Annotated in this window: 18 protein-coding genes; 15 read left to right on the plus strand and 3 right to left on the minus strand. The window is 60.3% G+C overall.

Annotated features, from left to right (window positions below; translation table 11 throughout):
- The first annotated feature begins 120 nt into the window (after positions 1-120).
- The 3 genes from AC06G5_RS12140 (at position 121) to AC06G5_RS12150 (ending at position 4,131) form a co-directional block, all read left to right on the plus strand.
- A complete protein-coding gene (locus AC06G5_RS12140) occupies positions 121-1,458 on the plus strand; it encodes an MFS transporter (RefSeq protein WP_413422424.1) in 1,338 nt (445 codons plus the stop codon).
- A 25-nt stretch (positions 1,459-1,483) separates the two neighbouring features.
- Entirely contained in the window at positions 1,484-2,746 is a 1,263-nt protein-coding gene (locus AC06G5_RS12145) for a gallate dioxygenase (RefSeq protein ID WP_413422422.1), read from the plus strand.
- Between the two features lie 137 nt (positions 2,747-2,883).
- Positions 2,884-4,131: an OprD family porin gene (locus tag AC06G5_RS12150; protein ID WP_480459547.1), complete on the plus strand. Its 1,248-nt coding sequence runs from the start codon at positions 2,884-2,886 to the stop codon at positions 4,129-4,131.
- Positions 4,132-4,435: 304 nt separating this feature from the next.
- Here the strand turns inward: AC06G5_RS12150 and AC06G5_RS12155 are convergent, their stop codons facing one another.
- A complete protein-coding gene (locus AC06G5_RS12155) occupies positions 4,436-5,653 on the minus strand; it encodes a LysR family transcriptional regulator (protein WP_480459548.1) in 1,218 nt (405 codons plus the stop codon).
- 158 nt (positions 5,654-5,811) lie between these two features.
- Between AC06G5_RS12155 and galB the strand changes: the two genes are divergently transcribed.
- From galB to AC06G5_RS12170, 3 genes are read left to right on the plus strand one after another with little or no spacing between them, the layout of a single operon-like run.
- Positions 5,812-6,546, plus strand: a complete 735-nt coding sequence (galB, locus tag AC06G5_RS12160; protein WP_413422415.1) for a 4-oxalmesaconate hydratase — start codon at positions 5,812-5,814, stop codon at positions 6,544-6,546.
- Positions 6,543-7,259: a 4-carboxy-4-hydroxy-2-oxoadipate aldolase/oxaloacetate decarboxylase gene (locus AC06G5_RS12165; protein WP_413422413.1), complete on the plus strand. Its 717-nt coding sequence runs from the start codon at positions 6,543-6,545 to the stop codon at positions 7,257-7,259. Before galB ends, AC06G5_RS12165 begins: the two co-directional genes overlap by 4 nt.
- A gap of 2 nt (positions 7,260-7,261) precedes the next feature.
- Complete coding sequence (locus AC06G5_RS12170; protein WP_480459549.1) at positions 7,262-8,350, plus strand: 4-oxalomesaconate tautomerase; 1,089 nt, start codon at positions 7,262-7,264, stop codon at positions 8,348-8,350.
- 110 nt (positions 8,351-8,460) lie between these two features.
- Here the strand turns inward: AC06G5_RS12170 and AC06G5_RS12175 are convergent, their stop codons facing one another.
- Positions 8,461-9,372 (minus strand): LysR family transcriptional regulator, encoded by a 912-nt coding sequence (locus tag AC06G5_RS12175; RefSeq protein WP_413422407.1) that lies wholly within the window; start codon positions 9,370-9,372, stop codon positions 8,461-8,463.
- A gap of 109 nt (positions 9,373-9,481) precedes the next feature.
- Here AC06G5_RS12175 and AC06G5_RS12180 point away from each other — a divergent pair, with 109 nt between their 5' ends.
- From AC06G5_RS12180 to AC06G5_RS12220, 9 genes are all read left to right on the plus strand, one after another.
- Positions 9,482-10,321 (plus strand): HalD/BesD family halogenase, encoded by an 840-nt coding sequence (locus tag AC06G5_RS12180; RefSeq protein WP_413422405.1) that lies wholly within the window; start codon positions 9,482-9,484, stop codon positions 10,319-10,321.
- A 155-nt stretch (positions 10,322-10,476) separates the two neighbouring features.
- The gene (locus tag AC06G5_RS12185) at positions 10,477-11,445 is read left to right on the plus strand and encodes an ABC transporter substrate-binding protein (RefSeq protein WP_413422403.1); all 969 of its coding nucleotides are present in this window, start codon (positions 10,477-10,479) and stop codon (positions 11,443-11,445) included.
- A 108-nt stretch (positions 11,446-11,553) separates the two neighbouring features.
- Positions 11,554-12,672, plus strand: coding sequence for an S-(hydroxymethyl)glutathione dehydrogenase/class III alcohol dehydrogenase (locus AC06G5_RS12190; RefSeq protein WP_480459550.1), 1,119 nt, complete (start codon positions 11,554-11,556; stop codon positions 12,670-12,672).
- 92 nt (positions 12,673-12,764) lie between these two features.
- Positions 12,765-13,148, plus strand: a complete 384-nt coding sequence (locus AC06G5_RS12195) for a VOC family protein (RefSeq protein WP_102669643.1) — start codon at positions 12,765-12,767, stop codon at positions 13,146-13,148.
- 277 nt (positions 13,149-13,425) lie between these two features.
- Positions 13,426-14,640 (plus strand): SfnB family sulfur acquisition oxidoreductase, encoded by a 1,215-nt coding sequence (locus AC06G5_RS12200; RefSeq protein WP_480459551.1) that lies wholly within the window; start codon positions 13,426-13,428, stop codon positions 14,638-14,640.
- 10 nt (positions 14,641-14,650) lie between these two features.
- On the plus strand, positions 14,651-16,024 hold the full coding sequence (locus AC06G5_RS12205; RefSeq protein ID WP_480459552.1) for an LLM class flavin-dependent oxidoreductase: 1,374 nt from the start codon (positions 14,651-14,653) through the stop codon (positions 16,022-16,024).
- Entirely contained in the window at positions 16,021-16,686 is a 666-nt protein-coding gene (locus tag AC06G5_RS12210; protein ID WP_413422395.1) for a methionine ABC transporter permease, read from the plus strand. Before AC06G5_RS12205 ends, AC06G5_RS12210 begins: the two co-directional genes overlap by 4 nt.
- A 98-nt stretch (positions 16,687-16,784) precedes the next feature.
- On the plus strand, positions 16,785-17,555 hold the full coding sequence (locus tag AC06G5_RS12215) for a MetQ/NlpA family ABC transporter substrate-binding protein (RefSeq protein WP_413422393.1): 771 nt from the start codon (positions 16,785-16,787) through the stop codon (positions 17,553-17,555).
- A gap of 111 nt (positions 17,556-17,666) precedes the next feature.
- Positions 17,667-18,728, plus strand: a complete 1,062-nt coding sequence (locus AC06G5_RS12220; protein ID WP_480459553.1) for a methionine ABC transporter ATP-binding protein — start codon at positions 17,667-17,669, stop codon at positions 18,726-18,728.
- A 31-nt stretch (positions 18,729-18,759) separates the two neighbouring features.
- Here AC06G5_RS12220 and AC06G5_RS12225 read toward each other — a convergent pair whose 3' ends face one another.
- Positions 18,760-19,863 (minus strand): sigma-54 interaction domain-containing protein, encoded by a 1,104-nt coding sequence (locus tag AC06G5_RS12225; protein ID WP_413422389.1) that lies wholly within the window; start codon positions 19,861-19,863, stop codon positions 18,760-18,762.
- Positions 19,864-19,867: the final 4 nt, after the last annotated feature.

Here is a 19,867-nt window from a genome sequence, read left to right on the forward strand (position 1 = left end):
GAGGCGCGGCAGGCACCTGCGGCTTTAAAGTCACGCTCAACGTTCGGCTGTCGGGCGGCCTCTGGCCTGCGCCAATCCCCAAGCCGTTCGGCATTTCTACAAAAATAAGAAGGTGAAAACATGAGTCACGAAACGGTCGACATCAAAGCGTGGATCGATAACCGTCCGGTTGCCAGGTACCAGTGGCTCATCATGAGCCTGTGTTTCTTCATTGTTCTATTCGATGGCCTCGATGTGGCGGTCATGGGGTTTATCGCGCCTTCACTGATTCAGGAATGGGGGTTGTCAAAAGCCGCATTCGGCCCGGTCATGAGCGCGGGCATGGTCGGGCTCGCCATTGGTGCGTTGACGGCCGGCCCTTACGCTGATCGCTTGGGACGCAAGAAGGTGCTGCTGTTTGCGGTGACCGGATTCAGCGTGCTGAGTCTTGCCTGTGCATTCGCCCGCAACCCCTACGAACTTGCGGCCTTGCGGCTGTTGACCGGCGTGGCCCTGGGCGCCGCGATGCCGAACACCACCACGCTGCTTGCCGAATACCTGCCAGAGCGCAACCGCTCGCTGTTCATCACCATCATGTTCACCGGTTTCAACATGGGCTCGGGAATGGGCGGTTTGGTCGCCGCCTGGTTGATTCCATTGCACGGCTGGCAATCGGTGTTGCTGGTCGGCGGCATCCTGCCACTGGTGTTGCTGCCTTTCCTCTGGTTGCTGTTGCCGGAATCCGCACGTTTCCTGGCGGCCCGCAATGCACCTGCTGCACAGATCGCCAAAGTGCTGAACAAGTTGGGTGGCACCTTTTCGGCCACCACGAAATTCACCATGACCGAGCCTCAGGCACAGCATAAAGCGCCGGTGCGCATGCTGTTCACCGAGGGCTTTCGGTTCGGCACTGTCGCACTGTGGATGACCTACTTCATGGGCCTGCTGGTGATCTACCTGACCATGGGCTGGATGCCGACCCTGTTGCGCGAAGGTGGCCTGTCCATCGAGCGGGCGGCGACCATCACCGGCCTGTTCCAGATTGGCGGTACGGTCGGCGCGATTGCGGTAGGTTGGGCCATGGACCGGCGCAATCCGAACAGGGTCATCGCCACGTCCTATGCCTTGGGCGGCGTGTTTATCCTGCTGTTGGGGGCGTTCAGTCTGGAATCGAGTCTGTTGGCGTTCGGTGTAGTCGCGGCAGGTTTTTGCATGAGCGGCGCGCAGACCGGACTCAACGCTTTTGCTCCCGGTTACTACCCGACCGATTTCCGCGCCACAGGCGTGAGCTGGATGCTGGGCATCGGTCGCTTCGGCGCTATCTTTGGTTCTCTCATCGGTGGTGCGGTGCTCAGTCTCGGGTTGGGCCTGCCGTTGCTGTTCGCCCTGTTGAGCGTGCCGGCCTTCATCGCCGCACTGGCGATCCTGGCCAACGGTCATGCGCGGCGCCAGGCCAACCAGGCCTTGCTGACGCAATAATCTTCTTCGCAAAAAGGAACTCATCATGGCACGCATCATCGGTGGCCTCGCTGTATCCCATACACCCACCATCGGCTTTGCCGTCGATCACGACAAACAGAATGAGGCCGCCTGGGCGCCGATCTTCGAAGGCTTCGAACCGATCAAGCTGTGGTTGAAGGAGCAACAACCGGATGTGTTGTTCTACATCTTCAACGACCACGTGACGTCGTTTTTCTTCGATCACTATGGTGCGTTCTCCCTCGGGGTCGATGAGCGTTACGAGGTGGCGGACGAGGGCGGTAACCCCCGCTCGCTGCCAGCGGTCGGCGGGCATGCGGCGCTGTCGCGGCATATTGGCCAAAGCCTGATGGCTGACGAGTTCGACATGAGCTTCTTCCGCGACAAGCCGCTGGACCACGGTTTCTTCTCGCCGATGTCGGCGCTGCTGCCTTGCGAACCTGAATGGCCGGTGGAAATCGTGCCGCTGCAGGTCGGCGTGTTGCAGTTCCCGATCCCCAGCGCCTTGCGCTGCTACAAGCTGGGCCTGGCCTTGCGCCGGGCCATTGAAAGCTATCCCGAAGACCTGAAAGTGGCCATTGTCGCCACCGGTGGCGTGTCTCATCAGGTGCATGGCGAGCGTTGCGGTTTCAATAATTCGCAGTGGGACGAGCAGTTCATTGATCTGCTGGTCAACGACCCGGTACGGCTGACCGAGATGACCCATGCCGAGTACGCCACTCTCGGGGGCATGGAGGGTTCGGAGGTGATCACCTGGTTGATCATGCGTGGCGCCTTGTCGGCCACGGTGAAAAACCTGCATCAGGACTATTACCTGCCGTCCATGACCGGCATCGCGACACTGTTGCTGGAGAACCAGGATCGGCCGGTTCCGGCTGATGTGAACACACGCCATTTGCAGCATATGCAACACCAGTTGGTCGGTATCGAGAAACTTGAAGGGACCTATCCGTTCACCCTGGAGCGCAGTGCCAAGGGTTATCGCCTGAACAAATTCCTGCATCGCATGATCGAGCCGCAATGGCGTCAACGCTTTCTCGATGCCCCGGAGGCGCTGTTCGAGGAAGGCCGCTTGAGCGAAGAGGAACGCGAACTGCTGCGGCGCCGTGACTGGCGCGGATTGATCCAGTACGGGGCGATCTTCTTCGTATTGGAAAAGCTTGCTGCGGTACTCGGCATTCCCAACTTGCAGGTCTACGCGGCGATGCGTGGGCAGAGCCTGGACGAGTTCATGAAAACCCGGAACCAGCAGGTGCTCTACTCGGTGGCGGGTAAAGCACCGCGCTGATCATCAGGGGCGACGGCCCCGTCAGTTCTTGGCGACCCTGCCCGGGTCGCCATCACCCATTTTTCGCTTGATCTCACTGTGCCCGACACATAAGGGCGTAGGGCGTTCCTTTACCCAAAAATCGGACAACAATAACAATGAAAATCACCGTTAATCGTCGAATCGCTTGTTCGCTGGCCGTTGCTTGCGCGTTACCTCTGGAAGGACAGGCCGCGGGTTTTATCGAAGACGCCAGCGCCAATCTGAACCTGCGTAACTTCTACATCAACCGCAACTTCACCAACCCGGCGTACCCGCAAGGGAAAGCCGAAGAGTGGACGCAGAACTTCATCCTCGATGCTCGTTCCGGTTTCACCCAAGGCACGGTGGGATTTGGCGTGGATGTGTTGGGGCTCTATTCGGTCAAGCTTGATGGCGGGCAGGGCACGGGGGGTACGCAGCTGTTGCCACTCGATAGCGATGGGCGTCCTGCCGATGACTTTGGCCGTCTGGCGGTCGCCGGAAAAATGAAAGTGGGGAAAACCGAACTGAAGGTCGGCGAGTGGATGCCGGTGCTGCCGATCTTGCGGTCCGATGACGGCCGCTCGTTGCCGCAAACCTTTCGCGGCGGCCAGGTCACCTCGCAGGATATCGATGGCTTGACCCTGTATGGCGGCCAGTTTCGGCAGAACAGCCCGCGCAACGACTCGAGCATGGAAGACATGTTCATGCAGGGTAAAACCGCGTTCACGTCCGATCGCTTCAACTTCGTCGGCGGTGAATACAGCTTCAACGACAAGCGTACCTTGATCGGCCTGTGGAATGCCGAGCTCAAGGATATCTATCAGCAGCAATACTTGCAGCTGGTCCACAGCCAGCCACTCGGTGCCTGGACGTTGGGCGCGAACCTCGGTTACTTCTGGGGGCGCGAGGATGGCAGTGCGCGGGCCGGCGATCTGGACAACCGTACCCTCTCGGTACTTCTCTCTGCGCGCTATGGCGGCAACACCTTCTACGTCGGCCTGCAGAAACTTAGCGGTGATGATGCGTGGATGCGGGTCAACGGCACCAGCGGCGGAACACTGGCCAACGACAGCTACAACAGCAGCTACGACAACGCCCGGGAGAAATCCTGGCAACTGCGCCATGACTACAATTTCGTCGCGCTGGGCATTCCCGGCCTGACCTTGATGAACCGCTACATCAGCGGCGACAATGTGCACACGGGCAGCGTCACCGATGGCAAGGAATGGGGGCGTGAGTCCGAACTGGGCTACACGGTACAGAGCGGCACCTTCAAAAGCCTCAGCCTGCGCCTGCGCAACTCCAGTATTCGCCGCGACTACAGCAGCAACGAGTTCGACGAAAACCGCCTGATCGTCAGCTATCCCTTCAGCCTGCTGTAGGAGCGAGCTCGCTCGCGATGGACATCAACGATAACGCGTGCAGTCTGAATGAACGTGTTTTCCGGACGTTTTTCGCGAGCAGGCTCGCTCCTACAGGGGATTGGCGTTGTATTCAAACGCTGCGCACGAACAACAACCAATGTAGGAGCGAGCCTGCTCGCGATGGACATCAACGATAACGCGTGCTGTCTGAATGAACGCGTTGTCCGGACGTTTTTCGCGAGCAGTGGATTGGCGTTGTACTCAGGCCCGGTGTACGACGAATAACCATTGTAGGAGCGAGCCTGCTCGCGATGGCTGTGCGTCAGTCACAAAGCAGATTTTGCTGTTCGCGGATCACCCGGCGAATCACATCCATCAGGGCTTGCGCCACGGGCGAGTGCAGACAACCACTGCGATAAGTCAGTCCGATGGCCCGGGTGGTCTGTTTCAACTCCAGCGGCAGGATGCACAACTCGCCCGAAGCAATCTCCTGTTCCAGTTGGTGGGCGGACACTGCCGCGAGCATGTCCGAGCGCAGCAACAGCCCGCGAATGATTGCCATGTCGCCGCTTTCCACTACCGGCCGGGGCGGCGCAATGCCGAATCGGGTGAAGCACTCATCGAGCATCCGCCGGGCTGGCGAGCCGGCACGTGGCAGCACCCACTGGGCCGCGCCGAGTTCATCGTGCAAGGTCGTTTTTGAATAGAGCGGATGATCACGCCGTGCCAATACCACCATGTCTTCCGTGAGCAGCGCCTCGCCGGTAAGGTCACTGGCATAGGCTTCCGGGCGCAGGGCGCCGAAAATGAAATCAACATCGCCAGCGCGTAGATCGGTCGCCAGCAAATCAAACGGACTTTCGTTGGTGATCACCCGGATCTGTGGATGATCGGCCATCATGCGCACAATGGCCTCGGGCAATATACGGGTGCGACCCAAGGGCAGGGCACCGATATGCACCACGCCTTGCAAGACGCCGCGCAGAGCGGTGATATCGGTCTCGATATGGCGCAATTCGTTCAGCGTCCGGCGGATCGGAAAGAGGATTTCCTGGCTGGCGCGGGTTGGCTGCAATCCGCGAGGCGTGCGCTCGAACAGCGCTTGGCCGCAGCCGTTTTCCATGACCTTGATGGTCGAACTGATCGCCGGCTGGCTCAGGCCGAGCAGGCTGGCGACGGTCTGCATATGCCGGGTTTCGCAGAGTTTGACGAACACTTGCAGGCGCCGGGCCTGGAACAGGTACAGCGGCTCGACCGCTCGTTTGTCCGCGCCATCCAGCATTCGCGGCACACTGTCCAGCTCGGCCAGCACGCGACGCGCCCGAGGCAGCAAGCGCTCGCCGAAAGCGGTCAAACGCATACCGTTGGCGTGGCGTTCGAACAAAGGCACATCGAGACGGCTCTCCAGCTCGGAGATCGACCGGGTCACGACTGACTGAGCACGGAATAGCGCCACAGAGGCTTTGGAAACACTCCCGTGATCAGCCACCCGGACAAAGGCGCGTACGTGCATCAGGCTGGGCAGTTCGGTGGATTCCATGGGGCGCGGACTCTTCAAATAGTCATTTCGAGCTGGACTATGCCGCCGCCCTGATTGAGTAGCAATAAAAAAAACGCATACCTCCAACACTTCAACGCATTACTCCTGGAGCAGGTCGCGGTGCGATGCTCGTTCGAAACGCAGGAGGAGTATCCGCAATGGTCGATTCACCGAAAAACGCGCTGGTCGTCAGCGCCCACTCTGCCGATTTCGTCTGGCGCGCCGGCGGTGCCATCGCGCTGCATGCACAACAGGGTTATGCCGTGCACATCGTCTGCCTGTCCTTCGGTGAGCGCGGTGAGTCCGCCAAGCTGTGGCGCAAGGGTGAGATGAGCGAAGAGAAAGTCAAAACCGCCCGGCGCCAGGAGGCTCAGGCCGCAGCGGATATCCTCGGTGCCAGTGTCGAGTTCTTCGACATCGGCGATTACCCGATGCGTGCCGACAAGGAAACGCTGTTTCGCCTGGCGGACGTGTTTCGTCGCGTCCAGCCCGAGTTCGTCCTCAGCCACTCGCTGAAAGACCCGTACAACTACGATCACCCGTTGGCCATGAACCTGACGCAAGAGGCACGTATCGTCGCCCAGGCCGAAGGCTACAAGCCGGGTGAGAAAATCGTCGGTGCACCACCGGTCTACAGCTTCGAGCCGCACCAGCCCGAGCAATGCGAATGGCGCCCCGATGTGTTGCTGGACATCACCTCGGTCTGGGACAAAAAGTACGCCGCCATCCAGTGCATGGCCGGTCAGGAACACCTGTGGGAGTACTACACTCGTGTCGCCCTGCAACGAGGTGTGCAGGCCAAGCGCAACGTCGGCATCACCTCCAGCCGTGACATCGTTTATGGCGAGGGTTACCAGAGCATCTTCCCTCGCGTGACGGAGAATCTGGCATGAGCGAGCTGATCGGAAAAACCGGTGTCGTCGTGTGTAACATCGCCAGGGCCGAGCAGGTTTTGGTCGATGAGCTGGGGCGCTTCGGTGTCGCGACCATCCACGAGTCGCAGGGGCGAAAAGGCCTGCTGACGTCTTCGATCACACCGATTCAACGAGGGGCGGCCATCAGCGGCTCGGCGGTGACGGTGCTGGTTGCCCCGGGCGATAACTGGATGTTCCATGTGGCGGTGGAGCAGTGCCGGCCCGGCGATATTCTGGTGGTTGCTCCCAGTTCTCCGTGCACCGACGGTTACTTCGGCGACCTGCTCGCCACTTCGCTCAAGGCCCACGGCGTGCGCGCCCTGGTGATCGATGCCGGCGTGCGTGATACCCACACCCTGCGCGAGATGGGCTTCCCGGTCTGGTCCCGCGCCATCAGCGCCCAGGGCACGATCAAGGAGACCCTTGGTTCGGTCAACCTGCCGCTGGTGTGCGGCGGTCAGTTGGTCAACCCCGGCGACGTGGTGGTAGCCGATGACGATGGTGTGGTCATCGTGCGTCGCGGCGAAGTTGCGCAGGTTGTCGAAGCCAGTCGTGCGCGCGCCGACCTCGAAGAGCAGAAGGCGTTGCGTCTGGCCAAGGGCGAATTGGGGCTGGACATATACAACATGCGCCAGCGGCTCGCGGAAAAGGGCTTGCGCTATGTCGACAGCCTTGACGAACTCGGAGATTGAGCATGGGCCAGACACGTATTCCTTGCCTGTTGATGCGTGGCGGGACGTCGAAAGGCGTTTACTTCCTGGCCCGCGACTTGCCCGATGAGCAAGCGCTTCGAGATCGCGTACTGCTGGCGGTCATGGGCTCGCCGGATGCGCGACAAATCGATGGCATTGGTGGCGGCGACTCACTCACCAGTAAGGTGGCGATCATCAAACCTTCCGCGCGCGCCGAAGCCGACGTCGACTTCCTTTTCGCCCAGGTACTGGTCGATGAACCGCGTGTCGATTACGGCCAGAACTGCGGCAACATTCTCGCCGGTGTCGGGCCGTTTGCCATTGAGCGCGGACTGGTGCCCGCGGCGGGTGATGTGACCCCGGTGCGCATTTTCATGGAAAACACCGGGCAGATCGCGATTGCTCATATACCGACGCCGGAGGGTACCGTCAGCTATTCTGGCGAAGCACGTATTGACGGTGTGCCCGGCAGCGGTGCGCCGCTGGTCGTTGAGTTCAAGGACATCGCCGGCTCCAGTTGCGGCGCATTGCTACCCACCGGTAACGCTGTCGATGTGTTCGATGGTGTCGAGGTCACCTGTGTCGACAATGGCATGCCGGTCATTGTTATCCGCGCCGAAGACCTCGGGCTCAGTGGCTACGAGCACCCTGAGCAACTGGATGCCGACACCGGGTTGAAGGCCCGACTTGAATCGATCCGATTGCAGGCCGGTCCACGCATGGATCTGGGGGACGTGAGCCAGCGCAATGTGCCCAAGATGTGCCTGATTGCGCCAGCACAAGCGGGTGGGGCACTCAGCACCCGCACCTTCATTCCGCACCGATGCCATACCAGCATCGGCGTGTTCGGTGCGGTCAGTGTGGCGGTTGCCTGCCTGGTCGAGGGCAGTGTGGCGGCGGGTGTGGCGTGTGTCGTTGAGGGTGACGTCAAGCAACTCTCGGTTGAACACCCCACGGGAGAGTTCACCGTAGAATTGCGTCCTGGGCATGATCGTCTGATGAGTTGCGGTCTGATGAGAACAGCCCGATTGCTACTGGATGGGACCGTATGTATTCCGCGGACGCTATGGCCAGGCAACCAGGGCAGTTGAGCGTTGTGTTCAAGGGGGCAGTGGGTGGACGAGCGCTTCTGGTCGGTAGCTACCTGATGCGAAAGACTGTAATTGACCCAAAGAAACGATTTTCACGCGCTAACCCGGGATTAGCCATGCCCGGTATTTCCTGCATATTTAATCCAGGTATCAAGCTCTGTAACCATTTTACTGACCTCACTATCTTCCCGTTCCGAGGGGCGAACGATTGCGTTCCAGGCGATATCCAGGCCGTCATTCAGGGCGGCCCACGCAAGCTCCCCACGCTCCAGGCTGGGGGTTACCAAATCCCGTTGTAATATGCTGATTCCGTATCCCGAACGGACCAGTTCGACGATGGCTTCGATCAACTCCACCGTGATCATGCGGCGCGGCAAGATGCTGGCGGGGGCGAAGAAACGGTCGTACTCCCAGCCACTGGCGCGATCGGTCGAATACGTCACCAGGTTGTAAGTCTTGAAGTCTTGCGCGTAGATATTTTTCCTTCCCGCAAGGGGGTGATCGGTTGCCATGATTGCAATCAGGTCGTCCCGAAAAAGCGGCAACCTGGCGACACCGCTAGGCACCATGCCGTCATCGATAATGGACACATCCAGTCTGCCTTGCATCAGGCTCGCGTAAACGTCGTTACGGGGCACGGTCACCAGTGTGATTTCGATATCTGGTCGAAGACTTGAGTAGTGCTTGATGAACTTTGGAATCCAGCGAAACGGGCCGTAGGAGGTGACACCCATACGGACAAACGCTGTGACGCCACCGGCCATGGACCGGGCCTCGGACTCAGCCTCATTGAGTATGGCGATGATGTCTTTGGCGGCCCGTTCCAGGCGCACGCCGGCAGGGCTGAGCCTGAGCTTTCCTCCCGATCTTTCCGTCAGGCTCACACCTAGCCGCCGCTCCGCTTCGCGTATGCGGTGACTGACGGCTGAAGGTGTCAGCCATAAACGTTCGGCCACCGCGGTTATCGAATCGACTTCCGACAGGGTTTGCAACATCACCAAGTGATCCAGCGTCAGTCTCATGGGAATACGACCTGAAAATAATTCACAAAATTGCGTAAAATTATGAGCGTGACTTGTTTTTGGTGCCGATGCAATCTGAATCCAGCAGAGCCAACGGAGACCAACAACAATGACTACCCTGCCTTTCACACCTGCGCTAACCCTGGGCGATCTCGTCGATCTCGAGCGTTACCCAATCACCAATCGCACCAGCCCCGCTTATCTCGCACTGGTCACTCACAGTCAGTCGTTGCTGGGACAAGAGGGCGTTGCGATCTTTCCGGGTTTTGTGCGCGATCCATCGGTTGTCGCGATGGCGCAGCAGACACTTGCACTGCACTCGCGCATGTTTCATTTTCGGGAAAACCACACGGTTTATTTCAAACCCCAGGATGAAAGCGTTGATCCGCAACATCCGCTACGACGCTTGATGAACACGGCAAAAGACACGGTTGCCTATGCCGATATTCCTGCCGACCATTTGATCCGGCAGATCTATGGGTCGGACGAAGTCCTTGCTTTCATCAAAGATGTTTTGGCTCTGGACACGCTCTATCGTCATGCCGATCCATTGGCCGCCCTTAACTTGCAGGGCTTCACGGCAGGGCAGGAGTTGGGGTGGCACTTTGATCGTTCCGACTTCAGCGTCACGCTGTCCCTTCAGGCTGCAAGCGCCGGTGGGGATTTCGAGTATGTGCGGATGCTGCGCAATGAAAGCGACGATTGCTATGACGCGGTCAGGCAATTCCTCGATGACTCGCAAACACAGCAGGTAGAGGTCCTGCCTCAAGTGCCTGGCACCCTGACATTGTTCCGCGGCCGCTATTCATTGCACCGGGTTACGCCGGTGGAAGGGGACAGGCTGAGGCTCAACGCGGTGTTTGCGTACGTGGACCAGCCCGATGTCGAGTTCAGTGCCTATGCGCGCCAGTTGTTCTACGGGCGTACGTCTGTAGATCCATTGGCTTGAGCTTCGCCAAATAACCATAAAAGCAATTGATTCACGCCTTCGCCTCACGTGTTTGCGCACGCACTTGTCCATACTGAATCTGATGGACTCGTTTGTTCCTGTGTCGCACACAACAGTTCGCTGCCCCCAATAATAATGATTCGGAGCGTCTGATCATGAAAAACAGGAAGAGTTTGTTGGCCTCTTTGCTCACCCTTGGCTTGCTTGTCGGTAGTGCTTCAAGCCAGGCATCAGGGTGGTGTGAATCGGGCAAGTCGGTGAAATTTGCCGGGCTGAACTGGGAGAGCGGGATGCTCCTGACCGACATCATGATGATCGTGCTCAAGGATGGTTATGGTTGTGCAACGGATCAGTTGGTGGGTAACACCATCATTCTTGAAACCGCACTGGCCGGCAATGACATTCAGGTGTTTGGCGAAGAGTGGATGGAGCGCAGCGAAGTCTGGAAAAAGGCGGCGGCGGCCGGAAAGGTTGTCGGGGTTGGCGCTCCGATCATCGGTGCGACTCAGGGCTGGTATGTGCCGCGTTACGTCGTTGAAGGGGACGCTAAACGTAACCGGCCAGCGCAGGCGCCCGACCTCAGGAGAGTCGCTGACCTGAGCAAGTACGCGAGTGTTTTTCACGATGCGGAGGAACCGTCCAAAGGCCGTTTCTACAACTGTCCTGCGGGTTGGATCTGTGAGCAGGACAATACCGAGATGTTGAAAGAGTATGGCCTTGAAACCACGTTCACGAATTTCCGTCCAGGCACTGGTGCCGCATTGGATGCGGCTGTCTTGTCCAGCTATAAGCGCGGTGAACCGGTACTGTTCTACTACTGGTCACCGACGCCGTTGATGGGGCAGATCGATGCGATAAGGCTGGAGGAAAAGACCGGCGCCAACAAAGACGTCATCACCATGGTTGGACTCTCCAAGGCTTTTCATGAACAGGCTCCTGAACTGGTCTCGGTACTGGAGAAGGTCAACATTCCCATCGACTTGTTGAATCAGAATCTGGCGAGGATGACCCGGGAACGCATCGAATCGCCGAAGCTGGCCAGAATGTTCCTCAAGGAACACCCGGAAATCTGGCATGCCTGGGTCGACGAAGCCGCAGCAAAAAAGATCGAGGCATCGCTCTAATCGGCCTCAAGGGCAAGGACGCCCGCCCTCTGTTACGCCCCTCTGAACACCATCTCTTGACTGTTTCTACACAGGAACGGCGTCTCTTTGCGTCCGGGAATCATGAACATGATCAAATCACGAGCGGCCGTCGCCTTCGCGGCGAACCAGCCTCTGCAAATCGTCGAAGTCGATGTGGCACCCCCGCAGGCCGGGGAAGTGCTGGTGCGGATCATCGCAACCGGCGTCTGCCATACCGATGCGTTTACGTTGTCTGGCGCCGATCCCGAAGGGATCTTCCCCGTCATTCTTGGCCACGAAGGCGGCGGTATCGTCGAAGCGGTTGGCGAGGGGGTCACTTCACTGGCGGTGGGCGACCATGTGATCCCGCTCTACACCCCGGAATGTGGCGAGTGCAAATTCTGCACATCCGGCAAGACCAATCTTTGTCAGAAGATCCGTGCCACTCAAGGCAAAGGCTTGATGCCCGATGGCACCAGTCGGTTCTCTTATGAGGGGCGCCCAATCTTCCACTACATGGGCACGTCGACTTTCTCCGAATACACCGTGCTTCCCGAAATTTCCCTGGCCAAAATCCCCAAGGATGCGCCACTGGAGAAGGTCTACCTGCTCGGTTGTGGTGTGACCACCGGCATTGGCGCGGTGATCAATACGGCCAAGGTGGAGGAGGGAGCCAGCGTGGCAATCTTCGGTCTGGGAGGCATCGGCCTGGCAGCCATTATCGGTGCGACCATGGCCAAGGCCGGCCGGATCATCGCGATCGACATCAACCCGGCCAAGTTCGACATTGCCAGGCAACTGGGGGCTACCGATTTCATCAATCCCAAGGATCATGACAGGCCGATCCAGGACGTGATCATCGAGATGACCGAGGGCGGTGTGGACTACTCCTTCGAATGCATTGGCAACGTCCATCTGATGCGCGCCGCCCTGGAGTGCTGCCACAAGGGCTGGGGCGAGTCGGTGATCATTGGCGTCGCCGGCGCAGGACAGGAAATCAGTACCCGTCCTTTCCAGCTGGTGACCGGGCGCGTCTGGCGCGGCTCGGCATTTGGCGGTGTGAAAGGACGTAGCGAGCTACCCAGCTATGTCGAGAACGCGCAAAAGGGCGAGATTCCTCTGGATAGTTTCATTACCCACACCATGGGGCTCGAGGAGATCAACAAAGCCTTCGACCTGATGCACCAAGGCGAAAGCATCCGCACCGTTATCCATTTCGATCGCTGACTCAACAGATTGGCGAAGCCCGTCAGGGCGAGTCAAAGGCGCGAAAACCTGCAACATCAACCCACCGTATCTACACTAAAGAGAGCACAAAGATGACCATTTTCACTCATGTGACCGTCGGTACCAACGACCTGCAAAAAGCGCGCAGCTTCTATGACAATGTCCTGGGTACCCTGGGCCAAAAACGCATCGCTGATCTGGACGAGAATGGATCGATCTGGGGTGAGAGCGCCCCGTCCTTCTTCGTTCTGAAGCCGGCGAACGGCGCCCCGGCCAGCGTGGGTAACGGTGTCACCATCAGCTTCGAGGCGCCGAATCGTGCCGCCATTGACGCTTTCCACGCCGCGGCGCTGGCCAGTGGCGGCACCGACGAAGGTGCACCGGGTCCGCGAGGCTGGGCACCTGACGCCTATGCGGCTTACGCGCGGGATCTCGATGGGAACAAACTGGCTGCGTACTGTTTCAAGCCGGCCTGAGTTTCAAGACGAGGCCGCATTGGCGCAACCGTTCGCGCTGTTTTCCCGCTGAATTGGCGTAGCCGGGAATGGCCAGCCACTGTTGGATACTCAACAGTGCTTCAACAGCAAGTGTCTGGCTGGCTATTCCGGTTTCCGCTGTTTTTTATAAGATATTGATATTTAACGATTAAATGTCATGGCATGGATCGTGCTCCATCCGGGTAAGGCTCCGTACCGACAGTCATTTGCAGGACTGTGCGGCCGTTGGCGGAGCCACCGATAGAGTGAGGAATCCATGTCAGTTTCAGCCGCATACCCGATCAATCCACCTTCGGCCCATGTGATCCGTGATGATGCCGAAGCCATTCGCATTGCCCATGAAATCGCTGCGCTGTTGCAGGCTGGCGCCTCCGAGCGCGATCTGACGCGACAGGTGCCGGCCGAGGTGGTCGATGCTTTTTCCAACAGTGGACTGTGGGGCATTACGGTGCCTCGGGAGTACGGTGGCGCGCAGGTGTCTTATGCGACCCTGGCCCGGGTCATCGCGATTGTCTCGGCGGCCGACCCATCCCTTGGCCAGATACCGCAGAACCATTACTGCCTGCTGGAAGACATCCGTTTGCAGGGCAGTCACGATCAGAAGCGGTTCTTCTTCGACCTGGCACTTGCGGGTAATCGCTTCGCCAACGCGCTGTCGGAAACCGGTGGCAAGAACGTGCAGGACATCCGTACCCGGCTGGTCGCAGAGGGCGAGGGTTATCGCATCGATGGGCGCAAGGGTTACTGCACCGGGTCGCTCTATGCCCATTGGTTGGGTGTATTGGCCCTGGACAGCGAAGACCGTGCACAACTGGCCTTCGTACCGCGCCATGCCGAGGGTTTGAACGTAGTGGACGACTGGGACAGCATCGGTCAGCGCACCACCTCCAGCGGCACCGTGCTGGTCGAGGGGCTGTGGGTGCCGGCCTTCAACCTGTTCCCGACTTACCGCTCCTATGAACGCCCGACCCTGGCCGGGCCCTTTGCGCAGATCACCACGGCGGCCATTGATGCGGGCATTGCCCGTGCGGCACTGCACGACACCATCGGCTTTGTGCGTGAGCAGGCGCGGCCATGGATCGATGCCGGGGTGGAAAAGGCCAGTGAAGATCCGTTGACCATCATTCAGGTCGGCGCACTGGATATCCGTCTGGAAGCTGCCGAGGCGTTGCTGGAGCGTGCGGGCCTTGTGCTCGACCAGGCCCGGTCGGCGCCCGATGAGCAGTCAGTCGCGCAGGCATCGCTGGCGGTGGCCAGGGCGAAGGTGTTGACCACCGAAATCGCCATCGAGGCCAGCAACAAGCTGTTCGAACTGGGTGGCACCCGGTCGACGCTGCGCAAGCACAACCTCGATCGCCATTGGCGTAACGCGCGGGTTCATACCCTGCACGACCCGGTGCGCTGGAAGTACCACGTGATTGGCAACTGGCTGCTCAACGGCATCAAGCCTCCTCGCCATGACTGGTCTTGAGGTCGCGCAGATGCCCAAGCAAATTCGTCTCAACGCCTTCAGCATGAATACCGTAGGGCATTTGTCGCCCGGCCAGTGGCGGCACCCGCGTGATCAGTCCACGCGCTACACCGACATCCATTACTGGATCGAACTGGCGAAAACCCTGGAGCGCGGCAAGATCGACGGCCTGTTCATCGCCGATGTGCTCGGCGTCTATGACGTCTACCAGGGGAGTGCCGACGAGGCGCTGCGCAGTGCGGCGCAAGTGCCGGTCAACGATCCGTTGCAGCTGGTGCCGGCAATGGCCGCAGCCACTCGCCATCTGGGCTTTGGCGTCACCGCGTCGGTGTCGTTCGAGCATCCGTTTCCGTTCGCCAGGCGCATGTCGACCCTCGATCACCTGACGTCGGGACGTGCAGGCTGGAACATCGTCACCTCCTACCTGAGCAGTGGCGCGCGAAACATGGGCCAGGAGCGGCAATTGTCCCACGATCAGCGCTATGCGCTGGCCGAGGAGTACCTGCAGGTTTGCTACAAGCTCTGGGAAGCCAGCTGGGAGGAGGGCGCGGTGCAGGCCGACCGCGCCAGCGGAGTTTACGCCGATCCGCGCAAGGTGCACGGCATCGATCATCAGGGCGAGTTCTTTACCGTGCCCGGCTTTCACCTCAGCGAACCATCGCCACAGCGCACTCCGGTGATCTACCAGGCCGGCGCGTCGAGCCGTGGTCGGGTGTTCGCAGCGGCGAATGCCGAGTGCGTGTTTGTCGCCGCGCCGAGCAAGGTGGTGCTCAAACAACAGGTCGCGCAGCTGCGCGCCGCGGTTCAGGCGGCCGGTCGCAAGGCCGATCAGGTGCTGGTTTTCGAGCAGCTCACGGTCATCGTCGCCGCGACGGACGCCGAGGCCCTGGAGCGCTTGCGCGAGTACCGCGAGTACGCCAGTGCGAGCGGTGCCCTGGCCTTGATGTCGGGGTGGACCGGGATCGATTTCGGCGAATACACGCGGGACCAGGTGCTGCGTGAAGTGCCCAGCGATGCCATCCAGTCGGCCGTCGAGGCGTTCACCCGCGCCGACCCGAATCGAACCTGGACCACCGCGGAAATTGCCGACTACTGCGCGATCGGTGGTGACGGCCCGATCCTGGTGGGCTCGGCGCAGACGGTGGCGGATCAGCTACAGGAGTGGGTCGAGGAGACCGGTGTTGACGGCTTCAACCTGGCCAGCGTGGTCGCACCCGAGACCTTTGAGGCAGTGGTCGATCTGCTGGTGCCGGAGTTGCAGGCACGGGGGCTGTTCAAGCGCGAGTACCAGGAGGGCACCCTGCGTCACAAGCTCTTCGGTCAGGGCGATCGGCTGGCTGTGCCGCATCCGGTAGCGGCCTTGCGAGCGGGAGCGCGGCGATGAACGAGTGGTTCGCCCATGTCAACTGGAGCGAAGTGGCCGAGGCTTGCCTGGACACCTCGAGCATGCTCGGCGTGGCATTGGGCTGCACGGTGTTGCTGGGGATGCCGCTCGGCGTGCTGTTGTACCTGACGGGCCAGCGCCAGTTACTCGAATCGCCTCGGCTTTACCGGCTGTTGTCGGTGGTGGCCAACGTACTGCGCTCGATGCCATTCATCATCCTGTTGATCGTGCTGATCCCGGTGACCACCCTGGTCACCGGCACCTCGCTGGGCGTACGCGGCGCCATTCCGCCATTGGTGGTGGGGTGTACGCCGTTCTTTGCCCGGCTGGTGGAAAGCGCCTTGCGCGAAGTCGATCGCGGGCTGGTTGAAGCCGTGCAATCAATGGGCGCGAGTACCCCGCAAATCATCCTGTACACCCTGCTGCCTGAAGCCCGCACCGGGCTGATCGCCGCGGTCACGGTAACCGCCATCGTGCTGGTGGATTACACCGCCATGGCCGGGGTGGTGGGCGGTGGTGGCCTTGGGGACCTGGCGATTCGTTTCGGTTACCAGCGTTTCCAGACCGATGTGATGGTGGTCACCGTGCTGCTGCTGATCCTGCTGGTGCAGGCGTTGCAGATGAGCGGCGATCGCCTGGTACGACATTACACAAGGCGCTGAGCGCCCTGCATACCCGAACGCAGCAGCCGGGTACCGCTGCTGCAGGCCTTACGTCCACCTCACGACGGCCACTTTTCGATCATTCTGGAGTCATGAGCATGAAAAAGACCCTGGCCGCCCTCGCTGCCGTTTTATCCCTGAGCGCCCACGCCAACGAAAAGCTGGTGGTGGGTGCCACCCCGGTTCCGCACGCGGAGATTCTGGAATTCGTCAAACCGGCGCTCGCCAAAGAAGGTGTCGATCTGGATATCAAAGTCTTCAGCGACTTCATCCAGCCCAACCTGCAACTGGCCGAGAAAAACCTGGACGCCAACTACTACCAGTACCGGCCGTTCCTCGATGACTTCAACAAGACCCGCCATACCGATCTGGTGCCGGTAGTGGGTGTGCACATCGAGCCTTTCGGTGCCTATTCGACCCGGATCAAGAAACTGGCCGATCTGCCGGAAGGCGCCAGTGTCGCCATCCCCAACGACCCGGTGAATACCGGGCGCGCACTGGTGTTGTTGCACGAGGCGGGGTTGATCAAGCTCAAGGACCCGAGCAATACCCTGTCGACGCAACACGATATCGCCGAAAACCCGCACAAGCTGAAGATACGTGAGCTGGAAGGTGCGTTGCTGGCCCGTGCGGTCAGCCAGGTGGATCTGGCCTTCGTATTTGCCAACTACGCACTGGAGGCCGGTATCGACACCAACAGCGCGCTGATCGTCGAGAAGGGCAAGGACCTGTACGTCGAGTTCCTGGTCGCCCGCCCGGACAACATCAAAGATCCCGGCATCCAGAAACTGGCCAAGGCACTGAACTCGCCGCAAGTGCGCGATTTCATCCTGACTCGCTACAAGGGCCAGATCGCTCCCGGCTTCTGACCGGTGGCCGGCGTGCCACCGGTGCCGTGAGGTGCCGGTGCACGCGTTTTAGCGTACGCCCCGCGGGTGTCGGGGGGCGTGGTCACTTTTGTTTGTGCAGGACTTTCATTCATGGTCAGTTTCAATCCGCAGGCCCTGGCCGCTGCCGTGCATATACGCCTGGTGGGGCTGGGCAAGCATTACCGGGTCGGGCAGCAGAGCGTGCAAGCGTTGCACGACATCAATCTGGACATTCGCCGCGGTGAAGTGTTCGGCATCATTGGTCGCAGCGGCGCCGGAAAATCCTCGCTGCTGCGCTCACTCAACCGTCTGGAACAACCGAGCAGCGGCCAGGTATTGATCGAGGGCGAGGATATCGTCGGCTTCGATCGCGCACGCCTGGCCGGTTTGCGCCAGCGCACCGGGATGATCTTCCAGCATTTCAACTTGATGGCCTCCAGGACCGTCGGCGACAACGTTGGCCTGCCGCTGCGACTGGCGGGCATCGGGCGCGCCGAGCGCGAGCGAAGAGTTGACGAACTGTTGCGTCTGGTGGGTCTGGAGGACAAGCGTGACGCCTACCCGGCACAACTCTCCGGTGGGCAAAAACAGCGGGTCGGCATTGCCCGGGCACTGGTGTTGCAGCCCGATTTGCTGCTGTGTGACGAGGCAACCTCGGCACTCGATCCGGAGAGCACCCAAGCGATTCTGGCGTTGCTGCGCGATATCAATCGGCGCCTGGGGCTGACCATCGTGCTGATCACCCACGAGATGGAGGTGATCCGCGATCTGTGTGACCGTGTGGTGGTCATGGAGCATGGCCGGGTGGTGGAGCAGGGCGACGTCTGGCAAGTGTTCGGTGACCCTCGACACCACGTCACCCGCGCCTTGCTTGGCACGTTGCTGCCTGCTGATCATGACGTGTCGTCAGCGCCGGAGCCATCAGCACAGGAGCCGGCCGAAATACTGCTGGATCTGCACTACACCGGTGCCAGCGGCCACGAGCCGGAGCTGTCGGCCATCGCCGCGCTGTTCGGCTGCCGGACGCATTTGGTGCAAGGCGGTATCGAGCGCATCCAGGGTCGCGCGCTGGGTTGCCTGCGGGTGCGCGTGGAGGCCGCCGTTGGTGGGTTGGACGTGTTGCTGCAACAGGCACGACAGATTGCCGATCGGGTCGAGCAGGCCGGCGCCTGAGTCGGCCTTCGGCGGCGGCAGTGCCGGGCAATCAAATCGATAGCTGGATAACCCGATTGTCCGGCTCGTGATCGGTGGTGCGACGTTTGTTGACCACCAGTTCACCGATGGCAATCAGGCGTGCCCGGGTCACGTTGCGCGAGAGACCGAGCAAGCTGGCGGTATGCACCTGGTTGTGATGGCAGAACTGGTAGGCGGCGCGCAGCAAGCTGTCCTCGACCTTCTCGTAAAGCGCCCCCTGGTGTTCTTCGAACAGTCGCTTGAACGCCCGTTGCAGGAGCGCCTGGGCAGATTCTTCAGAGGTGCTGACTCTTTCCTCCTGGCGCTCGATACGCAAGTTCGACAGGCGCAAATCCTCCTGCCGCACGAGACCGTCGCGGCAGATCAGCAAGGTGTGGTGGATGACGTTTTCCAGTTCGCGAATGTTGCCGGGCCAACCATAGTCCGCCAGCTTGCGTTCGGCGTCGGCACTCAGGGCAATCTGTCCATACCCCAGGCGTTCGCTGTAGGTACGAATGAAGTGTCGGGTCAGGGGCAGAATGTCGCCGGGGCGGTCGCGCAGCGGATGCAGATGCAGGCTGACCACGTTGAGGCGGTAGTAGAGGTCCTCGCGGAAATGTCCGGCGTTGATCGCTTTCTCCAGCTGCACATTGGTCGCCGCCAACACCCGGACGTTGATCGCGATGCTCTTGCGCGACCCCAGTCGCACCACTTCACGCTCCTGCAGCACACGCAGCAGCTTGACCTGCACAGGCATTGGCAGATCGCCAATCTCATCGAGGAACAGGGTGCCGCCGTTGGCCTCTTCGAACCAGCCCGGCTTGGCGCTGATGGCGCCGGTAAAGGCGCCTTTCTCATGGCCGAACAGTTCGGCCTCGACCAGTGATTCGGAGAAGGCGCCGCAGTTGACGGCCACAAAAGGACCCTGGCTGCGCCGGCTGAGGTTATGGATATGGCGTGCGACCAACTCCTTCCCGGTTCCGGTTTCACCAATGATCAGGACGCTGGCCTCGCTCGGCGCAACCTGTTGCAAATGGGCGAGCAAGGCTTGCGACTTGGGGTCTTCGAAGACCTGGGCGGTGGCGCGGATCGACGTCGCCAACGATGGGGATGGGGGCAGAGTCAGCAGTTGCATGGGC

The sequence above is a fragment of the Pseudomonas sp. WT-JTC genome (assembly GCF_056711565.1).